31 protein-coding genes are annotated in these 26,073 nt (G+C 67.8%); 18 read left to right on the top strand and 13 right to left on the bottom strand.

Features of this window, described 5'->3' with window-relative positions; all coding sequences use genetic code 11:
- Positions 1-191: 191 nt before the first annotated feature.
- Both MJ605_RS10595 and MJ605_RS10590 read left to right on the top strand, forming a co-directional pair.
- The gene (locus MJ605_RS10595; RefSeq protein ID WP_243041486.1) at positions 192-467 is read left to right on the top strand and encodes a GNAT family N-acetyltransferase; all 276 of its coding nucleotides are present in this window, start codon (positions 192-194) and stop codon (positions 465-467) included.
- A 98-nt stretch (positions 468-565) separates the two neighbouring features.
- Positions 566-1,249 carry a DUF1345 domain-containing protein gene (locus MJ605_RS10590; protein ID WP_243041485.1) on the top strand — a complete coding sequence of 228 codons (684 nt, stop codon included), beginning with the start codon at positions 566-568 and terminating at the stop codon, positions 1,247-1,249.
- 41 nt (positions 1,250-1,290) lie between these two features.
- Here the strand turns inward: MJ605_RS10590 and MJ605_RS10585 are convergent, their stop codons facing one another.
- Positions 1,291-1,773, bottom strand: coding sequence for a YajQ family cyclic di-GMP-binding protein (locus tag MJ605_RS10585; protein WP_243041484.1), 483 nt, complete (start codon positions 1,771-1,773; stop codon positions 1,291-1,293).
- A 103-nt stretch (positions 1,774-1,876) separates the two neighbouring features.
- Between MJ605_RS10585 and MJ605_RS10580 the strand changes: the two genes are divergently transcribed.
- Both MJ605_RS10580 and MJ605_RS10575 read left to right on the top strand, forming a co-directional pair.
- A complete protein-coding gene (locus tag MJ605_RS10580) occupies positions 1,877-3,055 on the top strand; it encodes a BaiN/RdsA family NAD(P)/FAD-dependent oxidoreductase (RefSeq protein ID WP_243041483.1) in 1,179 nt (392 codons plus the stop codon).
- A 135-nt stretch (positions 3,056-3,190) separates the two neighbouring features.
- Positions 3,191-4,078, top strand: a complete 888-nt coding sequence (locus MJ605_RS10575; RefSeq protein WP_243041482.1) for an NAD(P)-dependent oxidoreductase — start codon at positions 3,191-3,193, stop codon at positions 4,076-4,078.
- A gap of 81 nt (positions 4,079-4,159) precedes the next feature.
- Here the strand turns inward: MJ605_RS10575 and MJ605_RS10570 are convergent, their stop codons facing one another.
- Together MJ605_RS10570 and MJ605_RS10565 are read right to left on the bottom strand one after the other, a co-directional pair.
- Entirely contained in the window at positions 4,160-4,630 is a 471-nt protein-coding gene (locus tag MJ605_RS10570; RefSeq protein ID WP_243041481.1) for a YaiI/YqxD family protein, read from the bottom strand.
- Positions 4,627-5,508, bottom strand: a complete 882-nt coding sequence (locus MJ605_RS10565; protein ID WP_243041480.1) for a PhzF family phenazine biosynthesis protein — start codon at positions 5,506-5,508, stop codon at positions 4,627-4,629. Before MJ605_RS10565 ends, MJ605_RS10570 begins: the two co-directional genes overlap by 4 nt.
- Before the next feature lie 165 nt (positions 5,509-5,673).
- On the opposite strand from MJ605_RS10565, the gene MJ605_RS10560 reads away from it, so the two are divergent.
- The 3 genes from MJ605_RS10560 to MJ605_RS10550 all read left to right on the top strand — a co-directional run bounded on the left by MJ605_RS10560 (position 5,674) and on the right by MJ605_RS10550 (position 7,963).
- Positions 5,674-6,276 (top strand): rhomboid family intramembrane serine protease, encoded by a 603-nt coding sequence (locus tag MJ605_RS10560; protein WP_243041479.1) that lies wholly within the window; start codon positions 5,674-5,676, stop codon positions 6,274-6,276.
- Positions 6,277-6,433: 157 nt separating this feature from the next.
- On the top strand, positions 6,434-6,856 hold the full coding sequence (locus MJ605_RS10555; RefSeq protein ID WP_243041478.1) for a hypothetical protein: 423 nt from the start codon (positions 6,434-6,436) through the stop codon (positions 6,854-6,856).
- Positions 6,857-6,952: 96 nt separating this feature from the next.
- Entirely contained in the window at positions 6,953-7,963 is a 1,011-nt protein-coding gene (locus tag MJ605_RS10550) for an aminopeptidase (protein WP_243041705.1), read from the top strand.
- 6 nt (positions 7,964-7,969) lie between these two features.
- Here the strand turns inward: MJ605_RS10550 and MJ605_RS10545 are convergent, their stop codons facing one another.
- Positions 7,970-8,785, bottom strand: coding sequence for a cytochrome c (locus MJ605_RS10545; protein WP_243041477.1), 816 nt, complete (start codon positions 8,783-8,785; stop codon positions 7,970-7,972).
- 328 nt (positions 8,786-9,113) lie between these two features.
- Between MJ605_RS10545 and pncB the strand changes: the two genes are divergently transcribed.
- Entirely contained in the window at positions 9,114-10,307 is a 1,194-nt protein-coding gene (pncB, locus tag MJ605_RS10540; protein WP_243041476.1) for a nicotinate phosphoribosyltransferase, read from the top strand.
- Between the two features lie 87 nt (positions 10,308-10,394).
- Here pncB and MJ605_RS10535 read toward each other — a convergent pair whose 3' ends face one another.
- From MJ605_RS10535 to MJ605_RS10525, 3 genes are all read right to left on the bottom strand, one after another.
- The gene (locus tag MJ605_RS10535) at positions 10,395-11,204 is read right to left on the bottom strand and encodes a MetQ/NlpA family ABC transporter substrate-binding protein (RefSeq protein WP_243041475.1); all 810 of its coding nucleotides are present in this window, start codon (positions 11,202-11,204) and stop codon (positions 10,395-10,397) included.
- A 65-nt stretch (positions 11,205-11,269) separates the two neighbouring features.
- Positions 11,270-11,950, bottom strand: a complete 681-nt coding sequence (locus MJ605_RS10530) for a methionine ABC transporter permease (RefSeq protein WP_243041474.1) — start codon at positions 11,948-11,950, stop codon at positions 11,270-11,272.
- Entirely contained in the window at positions 11,947-12,978 is a 1,032-nt protein-coding gene (locus MJ605_RS10525) for a methionine ABC transporter ATP-binding protein (RefSeq protein ID WP_243041473.1), read from the bottom strand. The genes MJ605_RS10530 and MJ605_RS10525 overlap by 4 nt, the downstream gene beginning before the upstream one ends.
- A gap of 139 nt (positions 12,979-13,117) precedes the next feature.
- Between MJ605_RS10525 and MJ605_RS10520 the strand changes: the two genes are divergently transcribed.
- Entirely contained in the window at positions 13,118-13,603 is a 486-nt protein-coding gene (locus MJ605_RS10520; RefSeq protein ID WP_243041472.1) for a glutathione peroxidase, read from the top strand.
- Here MJ605_RS10520 and dacB read toward each other — a convergent pair.
- A complete protein-coding gene (gene dacB / locus MJ605_RS10515; protein ID WP_243041471.1) occupies positions 13,588-15,198 on the bottom strand; it encodes a D-alanyl-D-alanine carboxypeptidase/D-alanyl-D-alanine endopeptidase in 1,611 nt (536 codons plus the stop codon). The two genes, MJ605_RS10520 and dacB, sit on opposite strands and share 16 nt — an antisense overlap.
- A gap of 107 nt (positions 15,199-15,305) precedes the next feature.
- Here dacB and MJ605_RS10510 point away from each other — a divergent pair, with 107 nt between their 5' ends.
- Positions 15,306-15,788 carry an FKBP-type peptidyl-prolyl cis-trans isomerase gene (locus MJ605_RS10510; protein WP_279237527.1) on the top strand — a complete coding sequence of 161 codons (483 nt, stop codon included), beginning with the start codon at positions 15,306-15,308 and terminating at the stop codon, positions 15,786-15,788.
- Between the two features lie 47 nt (positions 15,789-15,835).
- Here MJ605_RS10510 and MJ605_RS10505 read toward each other — a convergent pair whose 3' ends face one another.
- Both MJ605_RS10505 and MJ605_RS10500 read right to left on the bottom strand, forming a co-directional pair.
- On the bottom strand, positions 15,836-16,930 hold the full coding sequence (locus MJ605_RS10505; RefSeq protein WP_425601004.1) for a phospholipase A: 1,095 nt from the start codon (positions 16,928-16,930) through the stop codon (positions 15,836-15,838).
- Positions 16,931-17,022: 92 nt separating this feature from the next.
- Positions 17,023-17,373 carry a hypothetical protein gene (locus tag MJ605_RS10500; protein ID WP_243041469.1) on the bottom strand — a complete coding sequence of 117 codons (351 nt, stop codon included), beginning with the start codon at positions 17,371-17,373 and terminating at the stop codon, positions 17,023-17,025.
- A 187-nt stretch (positions 17,374-17,560) separates the two neighbouring features.
- Between MJ605_RS10500 and MJ605_RS10495 the strand changes: the two genes are divergently transcribed.
- Positions 17,561-18,811, top strand: a complete 1,251-nt coding sequence (locus tag MJ605_RS10495; RefSeq protein ID WP_243041468.1) for a winged helix-turn-helix domain-containing protein — start codon at positions 17,561-17,563, stop codon at positions 18,809-18,811.
- Positions 18,812-18,861: 50 nt separating this feature from the next.
- Here the strand turns inward: MJ605_RS10495 and MJ605_RS10490 are convergent, their stop codons facing one another.
- Entirely contained in the window at positions 18,862-19,287 is a 426-nt protein-coding gene (locus tag MJ605_RS10490; protein ID WP_243041467.1) for a hypothetical protein, read from the bottom strand.
- Positions 19,288-19,633: 346 nt separating this feature from the next.
- On the opposite strand from MJ605_RS10490, the gene MJ605_RS10485 reads away from it, so the two are divergent.
- The 6 genes from MJ605_RS10485 to MJ605_RS10460 all read left to right on the top strand — a co-directional run bounded on the left by MJ605_RS10485 (position 19,634) and on the right by MJ605_RS10460 (position 23,728).
- Positions 19,634-19,843 (top strand): cold-shock protein, encoded by a 210-nt coding sequence (locus MJ605_RS10485; protein ID WP_243041466.1) that lies wholly within the window; start codon positions 19,634-19,636, stop codon positions 19,841-19,843.
- Between the two features lie 276 nt (positions 19,844-20,119).
- Positions 20,120-20,329, top strand: coding sequence for a cold-shock protein (locus tag MJ605_RS10480; protein WP_114239386.1), 210 nt, complete (start codon positions 20,120-20,122; stop codon positions 20,327-20,329).
- Between the two features lie 123 nt (positions 20,330-20,452).
- Complete coding sequence (locus MJ605_RS10475) at positions 20,453-21,334, top strand: alpha/beta hydrolase family protein (protein ID WP_243041465.1); 882 nt, start codon at positions 20,453-20,455, stop codon at positions 21,332-21,334.
- A gap of 55 nt (positions 21,335-21,389) precedes the next feature.
- On the top strand, positions 21,390-22,448 hold the full coding sequence (locus MJ605_RS10470) for an NADH:flavin oxidoreductase/NADH oxidase (protein ID WP_243041464.1): 1,059 nt from the start codon (positions 21,390-21,392) through the stop codon (positions 22,446-22,448).
- 17 nt (positions 22,449-22,465) lie between these two features.
- Entirely contained in the window at positions 22,466-23,338 is an 873-nt protein-coding gene (locus MJ605_RS10465; RefSeq protein ID WP_243041463.1) for a pirin family protein, read from the top strand.
- 87 nt (positions 23,339-23,425) lie between these two features.
- Complete coding sequence (locus MJ605_RS10460; RefSeq protein WP_243041462.1) at positions 23,426-23,728, top strand: Mpo1-like protein; 303 nt, start codon at positions 23,426-23,428, stop codon at positions 23,726-23,728.
- Between the two features lie 113 nt (positions 23,729-23,841).
- Here the strand turns inward: MJ605_RS10460 and MJ605_RS10455 are convergent, their stop codons facing one another.
- Positions 23,842-24,231: a cytochrome c gene (locus MJ605_RS10455; RefSeq protein ID WP_243041461.1), complete on the bottom strand. Its 390-nt coding sequence runs from the start codon at positions 24,229-24,231 to the stop codon at positions 23,842-23,844.
- Between the two features lie 138 nt (positions 24,232-24,369).
- Here MJ605_RS10455 and MJ605_RS10450 point away from each other — a divergent pair, with 138 nt between their 5' ends.
- A complete protein-coding gene (locus tag MJ605_RS10450; protein WP_243041703.1) occupies positions 24,370-25,197 on the top strand; it encodes a tRNA threonylcarbamoyladenosine dehydratase in 828 nt (275 codons plus the stop codon).
- Between the two features lie 48 nt (positions 25,198-25,245).
- Here the strand turns inward: MJ605_RS10450 and phbB are convergent, their stop codons facing one another.
- Positions 25,246-25,986, bottom strand: a complete 741-nt coding sequence (gene phbB / locus MJ605_RS10445; protein ID WP_243041460.1) for an acetoacetyl-CoA reductase — start codon at positions 25,984-25,986, stop codon at positions 25,246-25,248.
- Positions 25,987-26,073 lie beyond the last annotated feature (87 nt).

Below are 26,073 nucleotides of genomic sequence, written 5' to 3'. Positions count from 1 at the left end.
GCCTTCCGGCAGCGCATCGAAGGCGGTGCTCGTCTTGCTCCCCTGCTTGAAAACGCGTGCCGCGCTTGTTTGCGGCAGTCTGCCGAAACAGGCATCCAAGAAACGCGAAAAGCGCGAGCCCTGGCCTTCACACGGGGTTCGCTGCAAGATGTTCTACTCTTGCGCGCCCTTGCTTCGGAGGTATGCGTTTCATGTCCGCCGAGATCAGCCACAACCCAAGGACGCATCGCTTCGAGGTCAAGGTCGACGGTGTCCCCTGCGTGCTGGACTACACGCTCATCGATGGCGTCATGACGATCACCCACACCATCGTGCCGTCCGCCGTGGGCGGGCGCGGCATCGCTTCCAACCTGGTGCGCACGGCGCTGGACACGGCGCGCGAGGAACACTGGAAGGTCGATCCCGCCTGTTCGTACTCGGAAATCTGGATGACGCGGCATCCCGAGTACCAGGACCTGCATATCTGAATCCGTCGCCTTGGCGCTAAGATGCGGCAAGCCTGTTTCCGGGCGATGGGGAGCACCTTCTTGACGACGCGACATGCGCCCTGCGTGGGGGCGGTGGCATGAATGCCCCAACCGGCGGTGCCACGCCGCGCCGGAAGATTCCGTTCCGCAACCTGCGCGCGCGTCCGCGCCTGGCCGCCGCCGCCGCGGTGTTCCTCGTCTCGGGCCTGGGCCTGTGGCAGGGCCTGCAGGTCAAGCCGCTCAAGGCCCTGCTGCTGGGCTTCGACCTGGCGGCGGTGGTCTACCTAGTGGCCCTGGCGCTGCTGTTCAAGCAGACCACCACGCCCGAGCTGATGCGCGGCCAGGCGCGCAAGCAGGACACCGGACGCTGGGGTGTGCTGTGGACGTCGCTGGTGCTGACCCTTGCCGTGGTACTCGCCCTGACCACCGAGCTGGGCGCGGCCAAGAACGGCGGCGTGCAGGCGCTGCTCATCGCCGCGGCCACCATCGTGCTGTCGTGGCTGTTCTTCAACGTGATGTTCGCGCTGCACTACGCGCACGGCTACTACGGCAACTTCGGCAAGCAGCACGAGGGGCTGGAGTTTCCGGACACCCCGCAGCCGGACTACTGGGACTTCGCCTATTTCGCCATCGTGATCGGCATGACCTTCCAGGTCTCCGACGTGCAGATCACCAGCCGCTACCTGCGCCGCGTGGCGCTGCTGCACAGCGTGATCGCGTTCTTCTTCAATGTGTTCATCATCGCCATCAGCGTGAACATCGCCGCGGGGCTGGCTGGCTGATAGGCACTTGTTGGCCTGCGCCGGGATGACGCTCGGCAGCCTCAATCCCTGAAATTGTCGAATTGCAGCGGCAGCTCCACCTCGGCCTTGCGCAGCACGGCCATGGCCAGCTGCAGGTCGTCGCGCTTCTTGCCGGTGACGCGCAGCTTGTCGCCGTTGATCTGCGCCTCGACCTTGAGCTTGGCCTCTTTCAGCGCCGCCACCAGCTTCTTGGCGATGGGCTGCTCGATGCCCTGCTTGACCGTGACCTTCTGGCGTGAGCCGCCCAGGTTGGTTTCCGGATCGCCCACATCGAGCGCGCGGATATCGATCTTGCGGCTGGTCAGGCGGCCACGCAGGATGTCCAGCATCTGCTGCAGCTGGAATTCGCTGGGCGCGCTCTGCGTGATCACGAACTTGTCCAGCTCGAACTTCGCGTCCGAGCCCTTGAAGTCGAAGCGGTTGGCCAGCTCGCGGTTGGCCTGGTCCACGGCATTGGTCAGCTCGTGCTTGTCCACTTCGGAAACGACGTCGAAGGATGGCATGGGAAGGTCGCCTCGGGTTCAAAGGCCGGAGTTTAAGCGATATGGCGCCCGCTGTCGGATAATGCGCCGTTACGCTGGAGCAGGCTATGCAGGCGGTGCGCTCGTGAAAGTGGATGTACTGGTCATCGGCGCCGGCGCGGCGGGGTTGATGTGCGCCATCACCGCCGGCCAGCGCGGCCGCCGCGTGCTGGTGGTCGACCATGCCAACAAGCCGGGCAAGAAGATCCTGATGTCCGGCGGTGGGCGCTGCAACTTCACCAACCTGGGCGTGACGCCCTCGTGCTACCTGTCGGCCAACCCGCATTTCGCCAAGTCGGCGCTGGCGCGCTATACGCCGTGGGATGTCATCGCGCTGGTGGAGAAGCATCGCATCGCCTACCACGAGAAGGAGCTGGGCCAGCTGTTCTGCGACGAGTCGTCCAAGCTGGTCGTGCGCATGCTGCTGGACGAATGCGCCCGGGCCGGTGCGCGCATCGAGGTCGATTGCGGCGTGTCGCGGGTGCGCAGGACCGGGGAGGGCTTCAACGTGCTCACCGCGCGCGGCGAGGTGCACGCGTCGTCGCTGGTGGTGGCCACTGGCGGCCTGTCGATTCCCAGCATGGGCGCCTCCGGTTTCGGCTACGAACTGGCGCGCCAGTTCGGCCACGATGTGCGGCCCACGCGCGCGGGATTGGTGCCGCTGACGCTCAGCGGCAAGCACCAGGAGCACTACCACGACCTGTCCGGCGTGGCCTTGCCGCTGGTGGAGGCGCGCGTGGGCAGGCGGTCCTTCCGCGCCGGCATGCTGTTCACCCATCGCGGCATCAGCGGGCCGGCGATCCTGCAGGTTTCGTCGTACTGGCAGCCAGGCGACGACCTGCGGCTGGACCTGCTGCCCGAGCACGATGCCGGCGCATGGCTGCGCGCGCAGCGCGCCGCGCGCCCGGCCGCCGAATTGAAGAACGTGCTGGCCGACGCCTTGCCACGCCGGTTGGCGCAGCGATTGTGCGAGCGCTGGTTCGACAGCCGTCCCATGCGCCAGTACCGCGAGGCGGAACTCGACGACATCGGCGCCCAATTGCACGACTGGCCCATCGTGGCCAGCGGCACCGAGGGCTATCGCACCGCCGAGGTCACCCTGGGCGGTGTCGATACCGATGGGTTGTCCTCGTCCACCCTGCAATCGAAGCATGTGCCGGGCCTGTTCTTCGTGGGCGAGGTGGTGGACGTCACCGGCTGGCTGGGCGGCTACAACTTCCAGTGGGCATGGGCGTCCGGACACGCGGCGGGCGAGGTGGTTTGAGCGGGGGATGGGTAGCGGGGCACGAGCCCGCCTGTTGTCGCAACGCTGGGCCCCACTACCCATCCCCGTTCGCACCGGATGGACACCCTGAGCGCCTAAACTCTCTCTTTTCCACAATCCCCGAGGAACACCCCCATGAAAGTCGGTTTTATCGGCCTGGGCGCGATGGGCAGCGCGATGGCCAGCAACCTGATCAAGGCCGGCCACGAGGTCACGGTGTGGAACCGTTCGCCGGGCGCCACCGAGCCACTGGCCTCGCTGGGCGCCAAGGTGGTGCGCAGCGCCGACCGCGCGGCCCAGGGCGACGTGCTGTTCAGCATGCTGGCCAACGACCAGGCGGTACGCGAGGTCTTTCTTGCCGGCGGCCTGCTGGACGAGATGGACAAGGGCACGACGCACGTCAACCACGCCACCATCTCGGTGGCGCTGGCCACGGAACTGGCGGGCGAGCACGCGCGGCGCGGGCTGGACTACGTGGCGGCGCCGGTGTTCGGCCGTCCCGACGTGGCCGCCGCCGGCAAGCTCAATATCCTCGCCGCCGGCAAGGCCGCCGTGGTCGAGCGGGTACGCCCGCTGCTGGAGGCGATGGGCAGCCGCGTCTGGCCGCTGGGCGAGTCGCCCGAACGCGCCAACGTGGTGAAGATCGCCGGCAACTTCATGCTCGGCGCCGCCATCGAGAGCATGGCCGAGGCTTCAGCGCTGGCACGTGCCCATGGCGTGGGCGCCGGCGATTTCCTGGAAGTGATGACCAGCACCCTGTTCGCCGCGCCGGCCTACCAGGGCTACGCCAGGCTGATCGCCGAGCAGCGCTACACGCCCGCCGGATTCGCCCTGCCGCTGGGCTACAAGGACATCGGCCTGGCCCTGGCCGCCGCCGATACCCAGCGCGTGCCGCTGCCGCTGGCCGGCGTGCTGCGCGACAGCCTGCTGGAGGCGCTCGCCGCCGGCGACGAGGGCGTGGACTGGTCGATCATGGCCGAGGTGGCCGCTCGCCGCGCGCACCTGGACGAACGCAAGCTCTGAAGTCCCCTTGTGGGAGTGCGCCCTGTGTGCGACGGGGCGACAAGGTCACGCCGCCATCCGGCGGTCGCGCACAGGGTGCGCCTACAGGGCCTGGCCGCGGCGCCGGGTCAGCCAGCGGTCCAACTGGTTGGCGAAGGCCTGCTTGTCGCGCGGATGGAAGGCGGCCGGGCCGCCGGTGTCGATGCCGGCGCCACGCAGCTCGTCCATGAAGTTGCGCATGCCCAGGCGCTGGGCGATGGTCTCGGCGGTATACAGCTCGCCGCGCGGGTGCATGGCCAGGGCGCCCTTGGCGATCACCGCGGCGGCGAGCGGGATGTCCTGCGTCACCACCAGGTCGCCCGCCTCCACGCGCCGCACGATCTCGTTGTCGGCCACGTCGAAGCCGCCGGGCACCTGGATGGCGCGCACGAAGCGCGAGGGCGGCGTGCGCAGCCACTGGTTCGCCACCAGGGTGACCGACACCTGCTCGCGCTCGGCGGCGCGGAACAGCACCTCCTTGATCGCCACCGGGCAGGCGTCGGCATCGACCCAGATCCGCGCGGCCGGATTCACGCCGCGCCATTCCAGTGCAGCGTGCCGTCGATGATGGTGTTGGTACGCCCGCCGATCCATACGCTGTTGCCTTCGATGCGGACGGCGAGGCTGGCGTCGTGGCCGATCTCGCGGCCCTGGCTCACCGTGTAGCCGCGTGCGAGCGGGCCCTCCGGTTCGGCATGGGCGATATATGCCGCGATCAGGCCATTGGCGGCGCCGGAGGCGGGATCCTCGACGATGCCCACGCCGGCGGGCAGGGCGCGCGCCACCAATTGGTAGTCGGGGTGCGTGCTGCGCGCGAACACGCACAGGCCCAGGCTGTCGGTCGCCCGGGCCAACGCGCCGATGGCCGCGTGGTCGGGCCGCCAGCGACGCAGGCTGGCTTCGTCGGCGCATTCGGCCAGCCACCAGTGGCGGCCGCCGGCGACATAGGCCGGCGGCAGCTGGCCGAGCCTGATGCCGGCGAGCGCGGCCGGCAGCAGAGGGTGCGCGTTGCGCCCGGTTTTCTCGACCACGGCATGCGGCGATTCCAGCGACAGGCGGCGGTCGGCGCCTTCGCCCTCGACGCGGATGGGCAGCACGCCGGCGCCGCATTCCTGCCACAGCACGCCATCGTGCGGCGTGGCCAGGCCGCATAGCAGCACGGCGTGCGCGCTGCCGATGCTGGGATGGCCGGCGAAGGGAATTTCCTTGTGCGGCGTGAAGATGCGCACGCGATAGCTGGCCCCGGGCTGGCTGGGTGGCAGCAGGAAGGTGGTCTCGACCAGGTTGGTCCAGCGGGCGAACGCTTGCATGCGCTCGTCGCTCCAGCCGGTGGCGTCGGTAACGACGCCCAGGTGATTGCCGCCGCCGGGCGTGGCAGCAAAGACGTCCAGATGCAGGTAACGGATCGACATGGGGAATGGGGGAGATGGGCGTGGGGGAAAACGCGCGAAGCGGCGAATGATAGTGCGGATCGCCGCGTCGTGCCCGGGTTTTCCGCGAGGCGCCGAGTCGACAACGATGCGCGGGCCGGCCAAGATGCGCCTTCTTTGCCTCTCTGGTCCGGTAGGGACTGCCGCATGATTACCCTGGCCATCATCGCCATTACCTGCATCGTTTCCTTCATGGCGTTCAACAATCCCCGCCTGATGAATGACCTGATCCTGTGGCCGCCGGCCATCACGCGCAGCCGCGAATACCACCGGCTGGTCACCTACGGACTGGTGCATGCCGACTTCAACCACCTGCTGTTCAACATGATCACGCTGTTCTTCTTCGGCCGCTCGATGGAGGGCTTCTTCGCCGTGCGGCTGGGGGCGCTGGGCTTCGCGCTGTTCTACATCGCGGCGCTAGTGGTCTCGATCCTGCCGACCTGCCTGAAGAACCGGAACAATCCCAGCTACCGCAGCCTGGGCGCTTCCGGCGCGGTGTCGGCGGTGCTGTTCTCCTACATCCTGCTGGCGCCGTGGTCGCGCATCATCGTGTTCGTGCTGCCAATGCCGGCGATCATCTATGCCGTACTCTACGTGGCCTATTCGATCTACATGGACCGGCGCGGGCAGGGCAACATCAATCACAGCGCCCACTTGTGGGGCGCGGGGTTCGGCCTCATCTTCACGGTACTGGTACGGCCGGAGGTGCTGGCGCATTTCCTGTCGCAGCTCGCCCAGCCACGATTCTGAGCCGCTGGCGGGCAGGGCGTCATCGTGTGGCTGTTTCCACCGGAGTATGGTGGTCATGGCTGACAGGTAAATGTCCGCCATCGGAGCGCCTGGTATTCAGTGCGCACTCAACGGTTCAGGGCTAGCGTTGAACCGTCACTTGCAGAGGCCTTGAGTCATGAAACGCATGCTTGCCGGCCTTGCCCTGGTGCTCGCTGCCGCGGCATTGTCCGGCTGTTACTACTACCCCGACTACAGCTATGTGCGTCCGGTCGCCACCAGTGGCGGCGATGCGTACTACGGCAGCGGGGTGACCTACGACAACGGCTACTACGGTTACTACCCGAGCTATTCCTACGGCTATCCGTATTACGGCTACTACGGCTACGGCCCGGCCGTAAGCCTGGGCATCGGCGGCGTCTGGTATGGTGGCGGTTCGCGCTACTACGGGCATGGCTACTACGGCCGGGGTTATTACGGCGGCCGGGGTTACTACGGCCATGGCGGCTATGGCGGCCACGGCGGCTGGGGCGGCCATGGCGGCGCCAGCCATGGTGGCAGCGGCGGCGGCCACGGCGGCTGGGGTGGCCACGGCCACTAAGGTTGCGGGCACAATCGCGGCATGACGTTTCCACGCCGCGTACCGCTCCATCGCAGGATCTTCCTCAGGCCCATCGCCTCGTTGGCGGTGGGCCTGATGCTCTCAGGTTGCAGCACGGTGGGCTATTACGCCCACGTGGCCCACGGGCAGGGCGAGCTGGTATGGCGGCGGCGCCCGGTGGACGCGGTCATCGCCGATCCGGCCACCGCCCCCGAGCTTCGCCGGCGACTTGAGCTGGCCCGGCAGGCCAGGCGCTTCGCCGTCACCACGCTGGGCCTGCCGGACAACCGCAGCTATACCGGCTACGTCCAGCTCGACCGGCCCTATGTGGCGTGGAACGTGTTCGCCACGCCGCCGTATTCGGTGGCGCCGGTGACGCATTGCTTCCCGTTCGCCGGTTGCGTGGCCTACCGCGGCTATTTCGCCGAGGCCAGGGCCGATGCCGAGGCGGCGCGGCTGAAGGCCGAGGGCGACGACGTCTACGTCGGCGGCGTGCCGGCCTATTCCACGCTGGGCTGGTTTGCCGATCCCATCCTCAGCAGCATGATGCGCTGGGACGACGACGAACTGGTCGGCACGATCTTCCACGAACTGGCCCACCAGCTGATCTACGTGAAGGACGACAGCGCCTTCAACGAATCCTTCGCCAGCTTCGTGCAGGAACAGGGACTGCGCGCCTGGCGCCAGGCGCGCGGGTTGCCGCCGCCGGACGCGCGGGCCGAGGCGATGGACGATGGCTTCACCCAGTTGGTGCTCGACCTGCGTGATCGCCTGAAGGCGCTCTATGCCAGCGGCGCCGACGAGGCCGCGATGGCCGCCGGCAAACAGCGCGAGATCGCCGGCTTCCGCGCGCGCTACGCCCAGTGGCGCGACCGCGAGTGGCCGGGCGACCACCGCTACGACGCCTGGGTGGCCGCGCCCATCAACAACGCGCGGCTGTTGCCGTTCGGCCTGTACGACCATTGGACGCCTGCCTTTGCCGCGCTGTTTCGCCAGAGCGAAGGGCAGTGGCCGGCGTTCTATGCGGCCGTGCGGCAATGGGCGCGCCTGCCGCCCGCGCAGCGCGACCGGGTGTTGCAGCAATGGCTGGCCGCCGGGCCGCCTTGAACGGCGTCAGGGTTGCGCCTTGCGTCCCGCCATATGGCGCAGGTAGGCCAGCAGCGCATCCAGGTCGGCATCCGCCAGCGCCTGCCGGTCGAAACCCGGCATGCGCGCCTGCGGCCAGCGGCGCAGCGACTGGGGATCGCGGATATAGGCGCGCAGCAGGTCCGCGCGCAGATATTCGGTCGGGTTGTGCGGAATGTTGAGGTCGGGTCCCAGCCGGGCGTCGCCCTGGCCATTCAAGGTATGGCAGGCGAAGCAGGTGCGCTGGAACACCGCGAAGCCCCGGTTCACCTCGCTATCGGGCTTGAGCGCCGGGTCGGGCCGGATGGCGGGGAAGCGTTCCGCCACCGGCGGCAGGCGCCGGATCGAGGCGAGCTGGAAGGGCCACTGCTCGGGACTGATCTTCATCGCGCCCGGATCCGTCCACACCAGGTAGAACGGCCCGGCGGCGCCCTTGCCCCCGGCCAGCGGTGGCCAGGGATGGCCGGGTTCCTCGATGGCCAGCCAGGCTTCCGAGCCGTGGGCGCGCAGGACCAGCGCGGCGGGAATCTCCACCGCGAAACCGTCGGTGGCCACGAAAAGCAGGGTGTCTTCCGCTCTCGCGCCTTCCAGCAGGGCTTTCAGCAGCACGGCGCGATAGCGCATGGGTCGCTTGAAGGCCACGTCATCGGGGATGGTGAGCTGGCGCGCGTCGCCGCGCGCCAGCAACTGCTCGGTGCCGAGGGAGCGTGCGCCATGGCCGAGGTCGATGGTGAGCTGGGCGGCGTGCAGGGGCGGGGCCAGGCATAGCAGGAGCAGGCTCAGGCGGCGCAGCAGCGTAGGCATGGGCATCGGTGTCCTGTCCGGTAAAGCCCCGATTGTAGGGGTGGCTTGCCGAAAGCTGAATGGAACGCCGCGGCCCCTTGAACCAGAGCGGGCCAGGCCACACTAAGGAATCGTATCGCCGTGACGGCGACAGGAAGTGGCGCAGCCGCATCGTGCCACTGGGGGGTCGGTCCATTCCCCTCTTTAAATTGCGACCGGCCTGACAAAACCCCGATAGCCCCTCCCCTGGCTATCGGGGTTTTTATTTGCCCGCGTTTGGCGGAAGGCTCGCGCCGGCCTTGCCGTGGCAGGGATAATGCCCACTCCCACCGCGCCCCGCGAGTGATCGATGATCGTCACCTCCCTGCTCGACACCGACCTGTACAAGTTCTCCATGATGCAGGTGGTGCTGCACCACTATCCGGCCGCGCAGGTCGAATACAAGTTCAAGTGCCGCAACCCCGGCATCGACCTGGTGCCCTACATCGACGAGATCCGCGCCGAGCTGGTCCAGCTGTGCTCGCTGCGCTTCACCGAGGAGGAATTGGCCTACCTGCGCGGCTGGCGCTTCATCAAGAGCGACTTCGTCGATTTCCTCGGCCTGTTCCAGCTCAATACCAAGTACGTACAGATTCACCCGGCCCAGGATGGCCCGGGCGAGATCGAGATCCGCATCCGTGGCCCGTGGCTGCACACCATCCTGTTCGAGGTGCCGCTGCTGGCAATCGTCAACGAGGTGTACTTCCGCAACACCCAGCCGGGGCTCGACCTCGCCGAGGGACGCCGCCGCCTGCGCGAGAAGATCGCCCTGCTGCGCGACAGCGAGGGCTATGCGGATTGCCGGATCGCCGACTACGGCACGCGCCGGCGTTTCTCGCGCGCGTGGCAGGAGGAAGTGGTAGCCACCCTGCACGACGGCCTGGGCAAACAGTTCGCCGGCACCAGCAATGTATGGCTGGCCTGGAAGCTGGGCCTGACCCCGCTGGGCACGCTGGCGCACGAGTACCTGCAGGCGCACCAAGCGCTGGGCCCGCGCCTGCGCGACTCGCAGGTGGCGGCGCTGGAGACCTGGGCGAAGGAATACCGTGGCGACCTCGGCATCGCGCTGTCGGACGTGTATGGCCTGAGCGCCTTCCTGCGCGACTTCGACATGTACTTCTGCAAGCTGTTCGACGGCACCCGCCACGACTCCGGCGACCCGTTCGCCTGGGGCGAGCGCGTGCTGGCGCATTACCGCGCCAACCGCGTGGACCCGCGCACCAAGATCCTGGTGTTCAGCGATGGCCTGGACATCCCCAAGGTGATGAGTCTGTACCAGCACTTCCGCGGGCGTTGCCAGCTGGCCTTCGGCGTGGGCACCAACCTCACCAACGACGTCGGCCCGGAGCCCTTGCAGATCGTCATCAAGATGATCCGCTGCAACGGCCAGCCGGTGGCGAAGATCAGCGATACGCCGGGCAAGAACATGTGCGAGGACAGCGCGTACGTGGCGTATCTGCGGCAGGTGTTCGAGATTCCGGCGGAGATGGGGGAGCGGGGCTGACGCCCCGCTCTTTGTGCCCGTCATCCCGGTGCAGGCCGGGATGACGGGCAAGGACGGGGCGTTACGCGCCTACCCAGCCCCAGGCTCTCAGAACGCCGGCAATACCGCCCCCTGGTACTTCTGCTCGATGAACGCCTTGATCTCCGGGCTGGTCAGCGCCTTGGCCAGTTTCTGGATGCGCGGGTCGTCCTTGTTGTCCGGGCGGGCCACCAGGTAGTTCACGTAGGGCGAGTCCTTGCCTTCGATCAGCAGCGCGTCCTTGGTCGGGTTGAGGCCGGCGGCGAGGGCGTAGTTGGTGTTGATCAGGGCCAGGTCCACCTCGTCCAGCGTGCGTGGCAGCATGGCCGCTTCCAGTTCGCGGAACTTCAGCTGCTTGGGATTGGCGGTGATGTCCTTGAGCGTGGACAGCTCGTTGCCGGGGTCCTTCAGGGTGATGATGCCGTGCTTGGCCAGCAGCAGCAGGGCGCGGCTGTTGTTGCTCGGATCGTTGGGAATGGTGACGGTGGCGCCGTCGGGCAGTTGGTCGATGGACTTGAGCTTGCGCGAGTAGGCGCCGAACGGCTCGATGTGCACGCCGGTGACGATGGTCAGGTTGGTGCCGCGCTCGCGGTTGAAGGCGTCCAGGTAGGGCTTGGTCTGGAAGTAGTTGGCATCGACCGCCTTCTCAAGCACCTGCACGTTGGGCTGCACGTAGTCGGCGAACACCTTGATCTCCAGGTCCACGCCTTCCTTGGCCAGGATCGGCTTGACCTGCTTGAGGATTTCCGCGTGCGGCACGGCGGTGGCCGCGACCACCAGCTTCTGGCTGCCGGCGTCGCCGCCGGGCTGCGAGGACGAGCAGCCCGCGAGCAGGACCAGCGCGGCGAGGGTGGCTATGAGCTTATGCAACATCGTCATATGACAGTGGCCTTGGGTGCGGCCCGCCAGAGTAGCCATCCATACCGCCGGATGCAAAGCCGCGGCTAGTGGCGGGTGTAGTGCGCGACGATGCGGTCGCCCAGCATCTGCAGCAGCTGCACCAGCACGATCAGCAGCACCACGGTCACCAGCATGTAGTCGGACTTGTAGCTGAGGTAGCCGTAGCGGTAGGCCAGGTCGCCCAGGCCTCCCGCGCCGATGGCGCCGCCCATCGCGGTGTAGCCGACCAGGGCGATGGCGGTGACGGTGGTGCCAGCGATCAGGCCGCCGCGGGCCTCGGGCAGCAGCACGTGGCGCACGATCTGCCAGGTGCTGGCGCCCATCGCCTGGCTGGCCTCGATCACGCCGCGCTGCACCTCGCGCAGCGCGGTCTCCACCAGCCGCGCGAAGAATGGCGCCGCGCCGATCACCAGCGGCGGGATGGCGCCGCGGATGCCGAGCTTGGTGCCGACCAGCACGTAGGTCAGCGGCATCAGCACGATCATCAGGATGATGAAGGGAATCGAGCGCAGGATGTTCACCGCCAGCGACAGCGCCGCGTACAGCTTGGGCATGGCGCGCAGCTGGCCCTTGCCGGTGAGGTAGAGCAGCACGCCCAGCGGCAGGCCGATCAGCACGGTGAGCAGCAGCGAGCCGCCGAGCATCAGCAGGGTGTCGATGCAGGCCTGGCCGAGTTCGCCCCAGTCGTCGATGTTGGGGAACAGGGTTTGCAGCAGCGCGCTCATGCGTGGTCCTCCGGCGACGATGCGGTGACTTCCTCGACCTCGATGCCGGCCTCGCGCAGGCTGGCCATTGCCTCGTCCACGCGTTCGCCCTGCATGGCGAGGGTGAGCTGGCCGTAGGGCAGGTCCTTGATGCGGTCGATGCGGCCGGCCAGGATGTTGAAGTCCACCCCGGTATCGCGCGCCACGCGGCCCAGCGCCGGGGTCCAGGTGGCCTCGCCGCGGAACGACAGGCGCAGGATGCGGCCCGGCACATGGGCGAACGGAGCCTGTTCCCCGGCCGCTTCCTCCGGCAGCGCCTCGTTGACGAAGCGGCGCGTGGTCGGGTGCCGGGGATGCAGGAACACGTCGGCCACCGAACCGCTTTCCACGATGCTGCCGGCGTCGAGCACGGCCACGCGGTCGCAGACCCGGCGGACCACGTCCATCTCATGGGTGATCAGCACGATGGTGAGTTTCAGCTCGCGATTGATCTCGGCCAGCAGGTCCAGCACCGAGGCGGTGGTCTGCGGATCCAGCGCGCTGGTGGCCTCGTCGCACAGGAGGATCGACGGATGGTTGGCCAGCGCCCGGGCGATGCCCACGCGCTGCTTCTGGCCGCCGGAGAGCTGCGAGGGATGCTTGTCGGCATGCGCGGTGAGTCCCACGCGGGCCAGCAGTTCCTCCACGCGGCGGCGGATTGCGCCAGCGTCGCGCTCGCCGGCCAGGCGCAGAGGAAAGGCCACGTTCTCGGCCACGGTCTGCGAGGCCAGCAGGTTGAAGTGCTGGAAGATCATGCCGATGCGCTGGCGCTCCCGGCGCAGTTGCGCGTCGTTGAGCGTGGTCATCTCCACCCCGCCGATCTGGATACGCCCGCCGCTGGGGCGCTCGAGCAGGTTGATCAGCCGTATAAGCGTCGATTTGCCGGCGCCGGAATGGCCGATGATGCCGAATACCTCGCCATCGGCGATGTCCAGGCTGAAGGGCTGCAGGGCGGGGACGTCCCTGCCGTCGACGCGGTAGGATTTGTGGACGGCCTGGAATCTGATCACGGGATACCTTTGCAAGATACCTGAGGCGCGGGCCCCGGGGCTGGCGCCGGCGGCTGCCGGTGGGTGGCAAGCATACGGCATGTGCCATGGCGCCATGCGTGCGGCTAGACTGAGCGTTCCCTTTGCGAGGATCGCCGCCATGACGTCCGTCTACGATTTTTCCGCCCGCGACATCGACGGCAACGAGCGTTCGCTCAGTGAGTTCCGCGGCAAGACCCTGCTGATCGTCAATGTGGCCTCCAAGTGCGGCTTCACCCCGCAGTACGAGGGCCTGGAGGCCCTGTGGCGGGCCCAGCGCGAGCGAGGGCTGGTGGTGCTGGGTTTCCCCTGCGACCAGTTCGGCCACCAGGAACCAGGCGACGAGGCGGCGATCCGCCAGTTCTGCTCGACCAACTACGAGGTGAGCTTCCCGATGTTCGCCAAGATCGAGGTGAACGGGGAGGGCGCCCATCCGCTTTACCGGTGGCTCAAGCGCGAGGGCAAGGGCATCCTGGGCAGCGAGGCGATCAAGTGGAACTTCACCAAGTTCCTGGTCGGCCCCGACGGGCAGGTGGTCAAGCGCTACGCGCCCACCGACACGCCGGAGAAGATCGGCCGGGACGTGCAGGCTCAGTTGGCCGGGTGACTGGCCACGCTCGGTGAGGCGGCGGCCTCGCGGTCGCGCTCCCTCAAACCCGCCAGCATCACCGCGATCGCATCGAGGTCGCGGCTGGCGCTGGGCGAGCCGGGTGGCGGATCGTAGTTGTTGAGCATGATGGCGAAGGCCAGCCGCTCGCCGTCGCCAGTGGTAGCGTAGCCGGCCAGGCAGTGCACGAAGCTCATGCTGCCGGTCTTGGCCCGCACGTTGTTCTCCGCGGGCGTGTTGCGCATGCGCCCCTGCAGGGTGCCGTCCACGCCGGCGACCGGCAGTGCGTCCTGCACGATGGACGCGTACGGTTGCGAGGCCAGGAAGGCGAGCAGGCGCGCCATCGCATTGGGCGTGGCCAGGTTGCGGCGGGAAAGCCCGGTGCCTTCCTCGATCAGGCTGGCCGCCGGTGCGATGCCGATCTGTTCCAGCAATTGGTGCATGGCGCGGATGCCCCAGCGCTCGCTGGTGAGGAAGCCGGCGCTGCCTTCGCGTTGTTCCGCCTCGGTCTGGGCCCTGACGCCGGCCAACTGCAGCAGGTTCTGCAGGTACAGGTTCTGCGAGCGCTTGAGTCCGCGCGAGAGGATCTCGCCCACCGGCGGCGACAGCACCTCGGCCAGCGTCCTTGGCTGGGCCAGCAGGGCGGGATCGCGGCGCGGCCATTGCAGCGGCACCACCTTGCCGTCCAGGTGGATGCCGTGCCGTGACAGCGCCTCCGCCAGCAGGTCGCCGGCGTAGGCAGCCGGATCGGGCAGCGCCAGCCGGTAATTCTGCGTCGGCGATTTTTCCGCGATGTTGCCGAACGCGTACAGCACGCCGTCGCCCGGAGCACGATACAGGTTGACGTCGTTGCGTGAGCGGACCGCGCCGGTGGTGATCTCGCTGACCACGCGGGGCATGGCGCCGGCCGGGTCGAAGCTGACCAGGGCCGGGCTGCCGGCGACGGCGGCGGGCGTCACGGTGACGTCGACCAGGTTCTCGCGCACGCTCAGCGCGCTGGCCGGCACGGCGAACCAGCTCTGCAGGTCGATCGCCTCCCAGCCGGTACCTGTCACCGGCCCGGCGAAATAGGTGGCATCGGCGATCAGGTCGCCACGCACCCGGCGCAGGCCCTGCGCCGCCAGTTGCCCGGCCAGTTGATCGGGCCAGGAAAGCGTAGCCGCGTCGGCGCCCAGGGTGGGGTCGCCCATGCCATACAGGATCAGGGGGCCGTCGAGCGTGCCGCCATGGATCTCGCCGCTGGCGAGCACGCGGGTGGGGATGCGGTAGTCGGCGCCCAGCTCGCTCAGCGCCACCGCGGCGGTGAACAGCTTGGCGGTGGAGGCGGGCTGGAACAACTGGTCGGCATGGTGGGCGTAGAGCACCCGTCCGCTGTCCAGCGAGATCACCGAGATGCCCCAGCCGGCGCCGGCGAAGCGCGGCTGGCCGATCAGGCTTTCGATCTGCTGGGCCAGGGAAGCGGGGAGGGAGAGCGAGGCCGGCGGCGCCGCTTGCGGCGTGGCGGCCGGCGCGTCCGGGCAAGGCGCCAAACCCGCCATCGCGGCGCCCAGAAGGACGCCGAGGATGCGGCGTAGCGGGTATGGCAGCGTGCCCATGGGCGAAGTATCGCCAATCCGGCGCCGGTGCGCACGAGGCCGGTCTGTTAATCTTGGCCCCTCGCGCCGGCGCTTGCCGGGGCCTCTTTCCCCCTATCGAGAACATCATGCAGATCGCACAGAACGCCGTCGTTTCCTTCCACTACACGCTCACCGACGACCAGGGCCAGGTGCTCGACAGCTCGCAGGGCCGTGAGCCGCTGGTGTACCTGCAGGGCGTCGGCCAGATCGTGCCGGGCCTGGAGAAGGCGATGGAAGGCCGCCAGGTGGGCGACCAGTTCAAGGTCGACGTGGCGCCGGAAGAAGGCTACGGCGTGCACCACGCCGAACTCGTGCAGGAAGTGCCGCGCGAGGCCTTCCAGGGCGTGGAGGACATCCAGCCGGGCATGCAGTTCCAGGGTCGCGGCCCGCAGGGCGTCATCAACGTCACCGTGACGAAGGTCGAGAACGACAAGGTGCACATCGACGGCAACCATCCGCTCGCCGGCCAGACCCTGCATTTCGACGTGGAAGTGACCGAGGTGCGCCCGGCCAGCGAGGAAGAGCTCGCGCACGGCCATGTGCACGGCGAAGGCGGCCACCATCACTGACCGCCGCCACACTCCCGCGCGTCGCCGCGCGGGAGTGCGCCTACCGCTCAATACCAGTCGAGCAGCGACACGCCGACGCCGAGGTAGGTGGCGTTGTGGTTGTAGTCGATCAGGCTTTCGCCATAGCCCTTGAACAGCTCCATGTAGCCGCGCAGGTTGCCGGCGATGGGGAAGGCCCAGGTAAATTGCGCCGCGCCGTGGCTCTCGCTGCCGCCGCGCAGCGAGTGGCGCAGCATCAGGCCGAATTCCTGGCCGTGCCATTCGTGCACGATCTGCATGTCCGCGCGGCCCATGTAGTTGCTGATGTCGGGGTTGTCGTCGTCCCGGCCGCCCTCGGGCACGCGCCACCACGGCCGCACCACCACCGTCCAGCCATCGCGCTCGAAGCCGAAATAACCCATCACGCGATTCCAACTGCGCGACAGCGGGTCGGATCGTCCGTTGGAATCATGGTTGAACCCGATGCCGGCCAGCCGGCCATCCCAGCCGGCGAGCTGGTAGTCGGTGTTGAACACCAGCATGGCCTCGGGCTCGTAGTTGGTCTCGCGGAACGGACGCGAGAGATCCTTGTTGTAGACCTGCCAGCGCGAGGACTGGGTGTAGCCCACCCATAGGTCGCCTGCGTCGCCGAACACACCCTGCCATACCTTGGTCTTCAGGCTCAGCTGGAACTTGGCCTCGATGTTGTCCAGGTCCTGCGGCGTGGTCACGGTGTTGTTGGGATTGGGGCTGCGCGGCTGCTCGTTCTGGTTGCTGGTGGCGAATACCGGCATCACCGTGATGGGCTTGTAGCCGCGCAGGTTGAAGGTGCCAAGCTTGCTCTCCGGCGTCAGCTCCCAGCGGCTGTCCAGCAGCGACAGCGGCCTGGCCGGGGATTCGCCGGACGGCGCCTGCGCGACCTGCGGCGTCTCGTGGCCGAACACCTCGCCCGGTGGCTTCGCCGTAGTGGCGGCTTCGGTTTTCTTCTGCGCGGCGGGCATGTTGTCCCGGCCCGTGGCGCGGTCGTAGCAGGCCAGCCGCTGCGCATCGGTCTCGATGGCCGTGCAGGCGCGGATGTCCATCGGGTTCGGGTTCTGCGCCCACGCGAGGCGGGCGGGCAGGCCCAGCGCGAGAGTCACGGCGACCAGCGGGATCAATCGCATCATCGGCTCCATCCATGTGGGTGCGGCCGCGCCCTGCGAAGGGCGGTGCGGCGGCGGGGCGGGCCCTGGCTCGTCCCGCCCGGGGCGTCATCTTACTGGTTGTTCGCCCAACGCTCGTACTGTTCCTTGCTGATGTGGCCGGTATGGCCTTTGTCGACGTAGCTGAAATCATTGGCCAGCGGCGGATAGGCCGATGCCTGCTCCTCGGTGATGTAGCGCTTGCCGCCGGAAAGCTGTTCGAAGCTGGGCGCGGGACCGGAGGCCGCTGGCGGCACCACGGAGTTGATGGTCACCTGGCCCTGGGCCGTGTTGAACTGCGCGCTGTGCTGTGCCGCGGTGCCGGCGGTGGACTCGGGCACGGACTGGTCCTGGGCCAGCAGGGTGCCGGCGAACAGCAGCGATCCGGCGGTGAGGATGGCAAGTAGGGGTTTGCGGGCTTTCATCGTCTTTGCTCCATGCCAGAATGCTTGGCTTGTGGACGGATGGGCGCAAACGGAAGCGCATGGCCGCATGGCTGCGATGGATTCCTTCGCGCTGACAGCAACGCTAGCAAAGGCGGGATAAATGCCACCTCAATTTCGGCATGGGCAACGCGTGAAACCGTCGTTAGCGTTGTCGGAGCCTTCACCCGTGCCAGCCACCGAATTGAGCCTGGCGCAGGCGCAGCGGCTTCACCTGGCGGCGCAGGGGCTGTTGCGGCGTCCGCCCGCACGCGCCAAGGCAGGCGATGTGGTAGCGGCCATTGCGCGCATGCGGCTGCTGCAGATCGACAGCATCCACGTGGTGGCACGAAGCCCGTACCTGGTGCTGCATTCGCGACTGGGCCACTACGAGCCGCAATGGCTGGACGAAGCCCTGCAGGACGGGCGCATCGCCGAATGCTGGGCGCATGAGGCCTGCTTCGTGCCGGCGGCGGCGTGGCCGCTGCACCAGGCCTGGCGCCAGCAGCGCTCGGCCCACTGGTCGTCCAAGCATGCGGCCCGCATGCATCGCGAATACCGCGAGGGCATGGACGCGATGCTGGCGCGCATCCGCGAGCTGGGCGCGGTGCGCGCCGCGGATTTCGAGGGCGAGAAGCGCGGCGCCGGCGGCTGGTGGTCATGGAAGCCGGAGAAGCGCTGGCTGGAGGCCTGGTTCGCGCTGGGCGAACTGATGGTGACGCGGCGCGAGCGTTTCCAGCGCGTCTACGACCTCACCGAACGCGTGGTGGCCAAGCTCGACCCGCCACCCGATCCGTCGGTTCGTGCCTGGGACCATGTTGGGTTGCGGCGTCATTTCATCCTCGACAGCGTGCACGCGCTGGGCATCGCGCAGGCGCGCTGGATCGCCGACTACCATCGCCTGAAGCCCGCCGTCACCGAGCGCGAGCTGGCGCCACTGGTCGCTTCCGGCGAATTGCTCGAGGCGCGGGTCGCCGATTGGGCGGCGCCGGCCTACGTGCACCGCGATCATCGCGCGCTGCTGGAACAGGCGGGCCAGGGACGCTTGCGCGCCACGCATACCGCCCTGCTCTCGCCGTTCGATCCGGTCGTCTGGGACCGTGCGCGCGCGCAGGCGCTGTTCGGCTTCGAATACACCATCGAGTGCTATGTGCCCGCGCCGAAGCGCCGCTACGGCTACTACGTGCTGCCCATCCTGCATCGGGGGCGGCTGGTGGGGCGGCTGGACGCGAAAGCGCACCGACGCGAGGGCGTATTCGAAATCAAGGCTTTTTTCCTCGAGCCCGACGTAGAGGCGTCGCCGCGGTTGCTGCAGGATGTCGCACAGGCCATCGCCGCGACCGCGCGCTGGCACGGCACCCCGGCGGTGCGCCTGGAACGCAGCCGTCCCGCCGGCATGACGGGCGCCTTGCGGGCTGCGCTGCGCGAAGCGAGCCGTTAGAGCCTGTTCACGATCGCCGCGCGGGCTACGGGGAGACCGTGAACAGGCTCTTAGCGCGAGGCGCCGCCGGACGGCGCGGTGGGCACCGGCGCGCAGGATTTCCCATGCAATGCCTCGCGCAATTGCGTGGCCAGCGCCGTGCACCGGGTGCTCATCTGAGGGCGAACGTTCGGATCCTGCGAATCGCGCAGCAGGCTATCGCGCATGGCCTGGTAGCGCGGCTCGATCTGGTCGGGCCGGTAGATGCCCGCCGCCTGGTGGCAGGCGATATAGCTGGCCAGGTAGTCGTCGCAGGCCGCGATGCCGGTGTTCTGCGGCAAGCCGGCCGTCTTCGATGCCGGAGCGCTGCCGCCGGCCTGGGCGGCCGTGGCGGTGTGGTGGGTAGGATGGGTGGCCTGCGGCTTGTTGGCGCAGCCAGCCAGGATCAGGTCCGCCATGAGCAGGATGGCCAGGACGGGACGGTAGTGGCATGGCATTTCTGGTTTCTCCTGTGCGCCTTCCCGCCATGCCTTGCCGGACAAGGCGCGGGACAGGTTTTGAATAAGCGGGATAAAACGGGAAGGCAAGGTGAAAATCAAACCTTTCATGGCGCCGGGAAGTGGGCTTCCATTCAGTTTCGGCAAACCCGGATTCGCCTTGTGCAAAAGGAGAGGTTATGATGACGCCACTGTGTTTGCCGGGGTCACCAGAGTTTTGTGACCCGATGCCGCCTGATCTCGATCTAGCTTCATCGCCTCACCCCTAGGGTTTCCTAGCACACCAGTAAGCCGGCCAGGGCATGTCGTCCAGGCTGAGTCTGTTCAATCCTATGGAGTGATTTACATGTCTGATCGTCAGATCGGTACCGTCAAGTGGTTCAACGACGCCAAGGGTTTCGGCTTCATCAGCCGCGACAACGGCCCGGATGTCTTCGTGCATTTCCGCGCGATCCAGGGCTCCGGCTTCAAGAGCCTGCAGGAAGGCCAGAAGGTCAGCTTCAAGGTCGTGCAGGGCCAGAAGGGCCTGCAGGCCGACGAAGTGAACCCGGCCTAAAAAGCGTTTTCAATAACGCAATGAAAAGCCAGGCAGCGATGCCTGGCTTTTTTGTTTTTTATACAAACGTCGTTGAAATGTGAAAATGCGAAAAGCCGTTCACTTGCATTAAAGAAATCCGTTATGCTGGATTCACTGTGGTTGCTCGGTCACGTGCGTGCCCGATGCGCGACCCGCGAGGGTCCACATCGCTTCACCCGATCCCTGCATGCCCAGTAAGCCGTCGGCCATAGGGGAGGCTGACTTGTCTCAGCATCGAGCAGATCGGAGTGAGTCATGTCGGATCGTGAAGTTGGCACTGTCAAATGGTTCAACGACGCCAAGGGCTTCGGTTTCATCAGTCGCGAAAGCGGCCCAGACGTCTTCGTGCATTTCAGGGCAATCAGCGGCTCGGGGTTCCGCAGCCTGAAAGAGGGGCAGAAAGTGAGTTTCAAGGTGGTGCAGGGCCAGAAGGGCCTGCAGGCCGACGAGGTCACGCCCGCCTGAGCATGGTTTGGTTTTCCATCGGAAAAAGGCCGGCGCATGCCGGCCTTTTTCTGCGCCGGGCTTTTTCGTCGCCTCCGGTTTGGCTAGCCTGCTGTGCTTTCCGTCGGCAATGGCATGGCATCGATGAGCGCTTCCGTGGTTGATGAATCGACACTCCCTGCCGTCGAGGCGCGGCATGCCGTCGCCGCTGATGGGGCCACGGCCGAGGTGTTGCTGCAGCGGCCGGCGGGTCCGGTTCGCGAAGTGCTGTACTGGCTGCCGGCATTGGGCGTGTCCGCGCGGCAATACCTGCCATTGGCACAGGCGCTGGCGATGCATGGCGTGGCCATGGCCATCCATGAGTGGCGGGGCATCGGTTCGAGCAACCATCGCGCAGGCCGACATGACGATTGGGGATATCGCGAGCTGTTGCGGCAGGATCTGCCGGCGGGCGTGTCCGCCGTGCAGGCGGTCCTGCCGGGCACGCGCTACTGGTTCGGCGGGCACAGCCTGGGCGGACAGATCGCCACGCTGCACGCCGCCCTGCATCCCGCCCAGGCCGCGGGCCTCGTGATGGTGGCCAGCGGTGCGCCCTATTGGCGCGGTTTTCGTCACGCCAGGCTGGTATGGCTGAGCCTGGTCCTGGCGCCCTGGCTTGCGCGCATGATGGGATATCTGCCCGGGCGCCGCATCGGCTTCGGTGGCAACGAGGCGCGCAGTCTCATCGCTGACTGGGCACGCAGCGGCCGCACGGGGCGCTACGCCGCGGCCGGCATCGAGGAGGGCCTGGAGCAGCGCCTGGCCGCCCTGGCGCTACCGGTGCTGGCGTTGCGCCTGAGCGACGACTGGCTGGCGCCGCGGGCCTCCTTGGCATGGCTGCTCGGCAAGTTGCCGCGCAGCCATGCCACGCAGGAAGTGCTCACGCCCGGGGACCTCGATGGCCGGCCGGCCGATCATTTCGGCTGGATGAAGACGCCGGTGCCGGTGGCTGAGCGGATCGCCCATTGGCTGGGCGCGTCATCTTGAAGCCGCCCTCCCGTGCCAGCATGTGGGACGGATGCTTTCCCAGGACCTGAAGCCCATGAACCTGTTCACGCCATTCGCCCAACGCAGCCTCAGCCTGCGCAATCGCCTGGTGATCTCGCCGATGTGCCAGTACTCGGCGACCGACGGCATTCCCGCCGAATGGCACCTCGTGCACCTGGGCAGCCGTGCCGTGGGCGGCGCGGCGCTGGTGATCGCCGAGGCCACCGCGGTATCGCCCGAAGGGCGCATCTCGGCGGGCGACGTCGGCCTGTGGAGCGATGCCCATGCCGCTGCCTGGCAACCCATCGCGCGCTTCATCGCCTCGCAGGGCGCGGTGGCCGGCGTCCAGCTCGCCCATGCGGGCCGCAAGGCCAGCGTGCTGCCGCCGTGGGAGGGCGGCCACCCGCTGGCGCCCGGGGCGGGTGCGTGGCAGACGGTGGCGCCCTCGGCGATCCCGTTCGACGCGCACTGGCACGTGCCGCAGGCGCTGGATGCGGCGGGCATCGCCCAGGTGGTGGCGGATTTCCGCGCGGCGGCCGGTCGCGCGCTGGCGGCGGGGTTCCAACTGATCGAGCTGCATGCCGCGCATGGCTACCTGCTGCACCAGTTCCTGTCGCCGCTGAGCAACCAGCGCAGCGACGGCTATGGTGGCAGTTTCGAGAACCGCACGCGGCTGGTGCGCGAGGTAATCGCCGCCGTGCGCGAAGTGTGGCCCGGGCACCTGCCGCTGTGGCTGCGCATCTCCGCCACCGACTGGGCCGAGGGCGGCTGGGACGTCGAGCAGAGCGTGCGCCTGGCGAGCGAACTGAAAGCACTCGGCGTGGACCTGGTGGATGCATCGAGCGGCGGCCTGGTGCCGCACGTGAAGATCCCGCTGGCGCCCGGCTACCAGGTGCCGTTCGCGGCGCGGATCCGCCGCGAGGCGGGCATCGCCACCGGCGCGGTGGGCCTCATCACCGAATCCACACATGCGGCACGCATCATCGACGAGGGCGCCGCCGACGTGGTGCTGATCGCGCGCGAGAGCCTGCGCGATCCCTATTTCCCGCGCCGTGCCGCGCAGGAGCTTGGCGTGGCGATCAGCGCACCGGTGCAATACCAGCGGGCGTGGTAAATCCCCCAGGAGCCGTGATGGAACAGCAACCGACATTGATCGATGGCCGCGTGCACGATCTGGGCGACGGTTTCCAGGTGCGCCGCCTGCTGCCGGTATTGCAGGCCAGGCACGTGGGTCCGTTCGTGTTCTTCGACTACATGGGGCCGGTGACCTTCCTGGGCGACAAGGGCATGGACGTGCGGCCGCACCCACATATCGGCCTGGCCACGGTGACCTGGTTGTTCGAGGGCGTCATCCGCCACCGCGACAGCCTGGGCAGTATTGCGGACATCCGTCCCGGCGAGGTGAACTGGATGACCGCCGGCCGCGGCATCGTGCATTCCGAGCGCACGCCGCCCGAGGCGCGCGGCGGTGGCCTGCGCGCGCACGGCATCCAGGTTTGGGTGGCGCTGCCGCAGAAGGACGCGGAGGTCGAGCCGGAATTCCACCATCACGGCGCCGGTGAGCTGCCGCGCATCGACCTGCCCGGCGCCAGGCTGGTGCTGATCGCCGGCACCGCGCATGGGCAGGCGTCGCCGGTGAAGGTGTTCGCCCCGATGTTCTTTGTCGAGGCCACGCTGGAAGCGGGCGCCGAATTGCCGTGGCCGCCCGAGCACGCCGAGCGCGGCGTATGCGTGGTCGATGGCGAGGTGGAGTGGGACGGCGTGGCCGTCAAGCCCATGCAGGCGGCGGTGCAGGTCGGCGAGAGTTCGCCGCCGCTGCGCGCGCGCATAGCCAGCCGGGTGATGCTGTTCGGCGGCGCGCCGCTGGATGGCGAACGCCACCTGTGGTGGAACTTCGTGGCCAGCAGCCGCGAGCGCATCGAGCAGGCCAAGGCCGACTGGGCCGCGCAGCGCATGGGCACGGTCGTCGGCGACGAGCAGGAATTCATCCCGCTGCCGGCCTGAGTCTGGACCTGAGACGATGCTGCGGCCGCGCATGCATCGCGGCGCCAGCGGGATTACGCTGGCGCCATCGGATTATCGAGGCGCCGCATGTCCAGCTTTGCCAGCTTCCGCGAGTTCTATCCGTTCTACCTGGGCGAGCACCGCGACCGCACCTGTCGTCGCATGCATTTCGCCGGCAGCAGCCTGGTGCTGGCGGTGATCGTGGTGGCGCTGGCCACCGGCAACGCCTGGTGGCTGCTGCTGGCGCCGGTGGCAGGCTACGGCTTCGCTTGGATCGGCCACTTCGTATTCGAGAAGAACCGGCCCGCCACCTTCACCCATCCGCTCTACAGCCTGATGGGCGACTGGGTGATGTACTGGCAGATCCTGCGCGGCCGGATCAAGCTCTGACGAACCGTGATCTTTTTCTGTGGGAGCGCACCCTGTGCGCGACGCATTTACAACGAGGCGCCGCAGTCGCGCACAGGGTGCACTCCCACAGTGAGGGGGGAATGAGGCGGCGTTCAGCGGTATTGCTGGTGACAGGACTCGCAGGTATCGCCGATCGGCTTGATCGCCTTGGCCAGCGCGCTGCAGTCGGCGGGCGCCGCCTGCAGCGCGGCCTGGATGTGCTCGCGCAGCTTGGCGATCTCGTCCAGGAAGGGCTGGTCGGCGCCCGGGAAGGCATCCTTGATGTCGGACGAGGTCGCCAGCAGGCGGGTGAGATGCAGCTGCGATTGCTCGGCATCGCATTGCTTCGCCTTCACCGCCTGGCCGAGCGCGCCGGCGTGGTGCGCCATCAAGGCCATCACCGCGTGCGACAGCGGCTCGCGCTGGCGCAGTGCGTTCATGGCGAACACGGTGCCGATGATGCCGATGGCCAGGCCGAGCACGATCAACAGGGCATTGCGCATGCGAGGGATTCCGCGTGGAGATGGAAGGCGGCAAGCATAACCCGGGCTTCCAGCGGGTCGGCTGCGCTGGCGCAGGGCAGCCGCTAAAATGCCGTGTCGTCAATAGTTTGGATGGTTCCTGTGAAGCAGTCAGAAGGTGTGGCCGCGCTCGCGGCCGAGCCGGCGGCCAATGAGCGCGCCGTGGCCTGGCCACGCGAGCGCTTTGCCGGCGTGGAGCGCCTGTACGGTGTGGGCAGCGTGGACCGGCTGGCGCAAAGCCATGCCTGCGTGATCGGCATCGGCGGCGTGGGTTCGTGGGCCGCCGAGGCGCTGGCGCGCAGTGGCGTGGGGCGCCTGACCCTGATCGACGCGGACGAGGTCTGCGTATCCAACACCAACCGCCAGTTGCACGCGCTGGATGGCGAATACGGCAAGCCCAAGGTCGCGGTGATCGCGCGGCGCCTGCGGGCGATCAACCCGGCGATTCGCGTGGATGCGATCGAACGCTTCCTCACCCCCTCGACCCTGGACGAACTGCTCGACCGCGGCTACGACGTGGTGCTGGACGCCTGCGACGCGTTCCGCGTCAAGCTGGAGGCGATCGCCTGGTGCCGCCGCCGCAAGCTGCCGATGGTGACGGTGGGCTCCGCAGGTGGGCGCACCGATCCAACCCAGATCCGCGTGCGCGACCTGTCGCGCACCGAGCATGATGCGATGTTCAGCCTGATCCGCAAGAAGCTCCGCCAGGACTTCGGCTTCCCGCGCAACCCGGACCGCTATTTCGGCGTGTCGGCGGTGTACTCGCTGCAGAACGTGCAGTACCCGCAGCCGGACGGCACCGTCTGCGGCACGCGACCGCCGGTCGCCAACGGTACGGAGGCATTCAACCTTGCTTGCGGCGGCGGCCTGGGCGCCGCCACCCACGTCACCGGCGCCTTCGCCTTCGCGGCGGTGGGGAAGGTGATGGAAAAGTTGTTGAACCGCTAGCCGCGCGAGCAACAAGCGGTGTGGCCGGCCGCTCCCGCGGCCGACTCCTTACCACCCCATGTAATGCCCGCCGTTGATCGCCAGGTTGGCGCCGGTGATCCAGGCAGCGTCCTCGCCGGTGAGGAAGGCCACGGCGTGGGCGATCTCCTCGGGCTTGCCCAGGCGACCCACCGGGATCTGCGCCACGATCTTCTCGCGCACTTCCTCCGGCACGGCCATCACCATGTCGGTGGCCACGTAGCCGGGCGAGACGGTGTTCACCGTGATGCCGAACTTGGCGTTTTCCTGCGCCAGCGAGATGGTGAAGCCATGCATGCCGGCCTTGGCGGCGGCATAGTTGGCCTGGCCGTACTGGCCTTTCTGGCCGTTGATCGAGCTGATCTGCACGATGCGGCCCCACTTGCGGTTCCGCATGCCCTCGATCACCGGGCGGGTGACGTTGAAGCAGGCGTTGAGGTTGGTGTTCACCACTTCCATCCACTGCGGGTAGGTCATCTTGTGGAAGGTGGTGTCGCGGGTGATGCCGGCGTTGTTGACCAGGATCTCCACCGGGCCCAGCGCGCCCTCGATGATGCGCACCATGGCTTCGCAGGAGTCGGGATCCTTCACGTCGCCCGGCACCAGCATCACTTCGATGCCTTCCTTCGCCATCAGCTCCTTTATCGCTTCCGCCTTGGCCTGGTCGCGGTAGTTGGTGGCGACCCGGTGCCCCTGGCGGGCGAGGTAGCGGAGGATCGCGGTGCCGATCCCGCCCGTGCCGCCAGTGACCAATGCCGTGCGCTGCGTCATGCCTGTTCTCCAAAAGATGCTGATGCGGTTGTGACCCGGATCGTGCGGTCGGAGCGGCGACATGTCTAGCGCGCGCTACGTGGCAGG

It is taken from the genome of Dyella sedimenti, from assembly GCF_022760995.1.
GTDB lineage: Bacteria > Pseudomonadota > Gammaproteobacteria > Xanthomonadales > Rhodanobacteraceae > Dyella > Dyella sedimenti.
The sequence above is the reverse complement of the archived record's forward strand: the minus strand, read 5'-3'. Positions and strand labels throughout refer to the sequence as shown.

What these genes read in the sequence shown, in the direction of transcription:
- MJ605_RS10595 (WP_243041486.1), top strand. Translation starts at nt 192, where the DNA reads ATGTCCGCCGAGATCAGCCACAACCCAAGGACGCATCGCTTCGAGGTC.
- MJ605_RS10590 (WP_243041485.1), top strand. Translation starts at nt 566, where the DNA reads ATGAATGCCCCAACCGGCGGTGCCACGCCGCGCCGGAAGATTCCGTTC.
- MJ605_RS10585 (WP_243041484.1), bottom strand. Translation starts at nt 1,773, where the DNA reads ATGCCATCCTTCGACGTCGTTTCCGAAGTGGACAAGCACGAGCTGACC.
- MJ605_RS10575 (WP_243041482.1), top strand. Translation starts at nt 3,191, where the DNA reads ATGAAAGTCGGTTTTATCGGCCTGGGCGCGATGGGCAGCGCGATGGCC.
- MJ605_RS10565 (WP_243041480.1), bottom strand. Translation starts at nt 5,508, where the DNA reads ATGTCGATCCGTTACCTGCATCTGGACGTCTTTGCTGCCACGCCCGGC.
- MJ605_RS10560 (WP_243041479.1), top strand. Translation starts at nt 5,674, where the DNA reads ATGATTACCCTGGCCATCATCGCCATTACCTGCATCGTTTCCTTCATG.
- MJ605_RS10555 (WP_243041478.1), top strand. Translation starts at nt 6,434, where the DNA reads ATGAAACGCATGCTTGCCGGCCTTGCCCTGGTGCTCGCTGCCGCGGCA.
- MJ605_RS10550 (WP_243041705.1), top strand. Translation starts at nt 6,953, where the DNA reads ATGCTCTCAGGTTGCAGCACGGTGGGCTATTACGCCCACGTGGCCCAC.
- MJ605_RS10545 (WP_243041477.1), bottom strand. Translation starts at nt 8,785, where the DNA reads ATGCCTACGCTGCTGCGCCGCCTGAGCCTGCTCCTGCTATGCCTGGCC.
- pncB (WP_243041476.1), top strand. Translation starts at nt 9,114, where the DNA reads ATGATCGTCACCTCCCTGCTCGACACCGACCTGTACAAGTTCTCCATG.
- MJ605_RS10535 (WP_243041475.1), bottom strand. Translation starts at nt 11,204, where the DNA reads ATGACGATGTTGCATAAGCTCATAGCCACCCTCGCCGCGCTGGTCCTG.
- MJ605_RS10530 (WP_243041474.1), bottom strand. Translation starts at nt 11,950, where the DNA reads ATGAGCGCGCTGCTGCAAACCCTGTTCCCCAACATCGACGACTGGGGC.
- MJ605_RS10520 (WP_243041472.1), top strand. Translation starts at nt 13,118, where the DNA reads ATGACGTCCGTCTACGATTTTTCCGCCCGCGACATCGACGGCAACGAG.
- dacB (WP_243041471.1), bottom strand. Translation starts at nt 15,198, where the DNA reads ATGGGCACGCTGCCATACCCGCTACGCCGCATCCTCGGCGTCCTTCTG.
- MJ605_RS10510 (WP_279237527.1), top strand. Translation starts at nt 15,306, where the DNA reads ATGCAGATCGCACAGAACGCCGTCGTTTCCTTCCACTACACGCTCACC.
- MJ605_RS10505 (WP_425601004.1), bottom strand. Translation starts at nt 16,930, where the DNA reads ATGCGATTGATCCCGCTGGTCGCCGTGACTCTCGCGCTGGGCCTGCCC.
- MJ605_RS10500 (WP_243041469.1), bottom strand. Translation starts at nt 17,373, where the DNA reads ATGAAAGCCCGCAAACCCCTACTTGCCATCCTCACCGCCGGATCGCTG.
- MJ605_RS10490 (WP_243041467.1), bottom strand. Translation starts at nt 19,287, where the DNA reads ATGCCATGCCACTACCGTCCCGTCCTGGCCATCCTGCTCATGGCGGAC.
- MJ605_RS10485 (WP_243041466.1), top strand. Translation starts at nt 19,634, where the DNA reads ATGTCTGATCGTCAGATCGGTACCGTCAAGTGGTTCAACGACGCCAAG.
- MJ605_RS10480 (WP_114239386.1), top strand. Translation starts at nt 20,120, where the DNA reads ATGTCGGATCGTGAAGTTGGCACTGTCAAATGGTTCAACGACGCCAAG.
- MJ605_RS10475 (WP_243041465.1), top strand. Translation starts at nt 20,453, where the DNA reads ATGAGCGCTTCCGTGGTTGATGAATCGACACTCCCTGCCGTCGAGGCG.
- MJ605_RS10470 (WP_243041464.1), top strand. Translation starts at nt 21,390, where the DNA reads ATGAACCTGTTCACGCCATTCGCCCAACGCAGCCTCAGCCTGCGCAAT.
- MJ605_RS10465 (WP_243041463.1), top strand. Translation starts at nt 22,466, where the DNA reads ATGGAACAGCAACCGACATTGATCGATGGCCGCGTGCACGATCTGGGC.
- MJ605_RS10460 (WP_243041462.1), top strand. Translation starts at nt 23,426, where the DNA reads ATGTCCAGCTTTGCCAGCTTCCGCGAGTTCTATCCGTTCTACCTGGGC.
- MJ605_RS10455 (WP_243041461.1), bottom strand. Translation starts at nt 24,231, where the DNA reads ATGCGCAATGCCCTGTTGATCGTGCTCGGCCTGGCCATCGGCATCATC.
- phbB (WP_243041460.1), bottom strand. Translation starts at nt 25,986, where the DNA reads ATGACGCAGCGCACGGCATTGGTCACTGGCGGCACGGGCGGGATCGGC.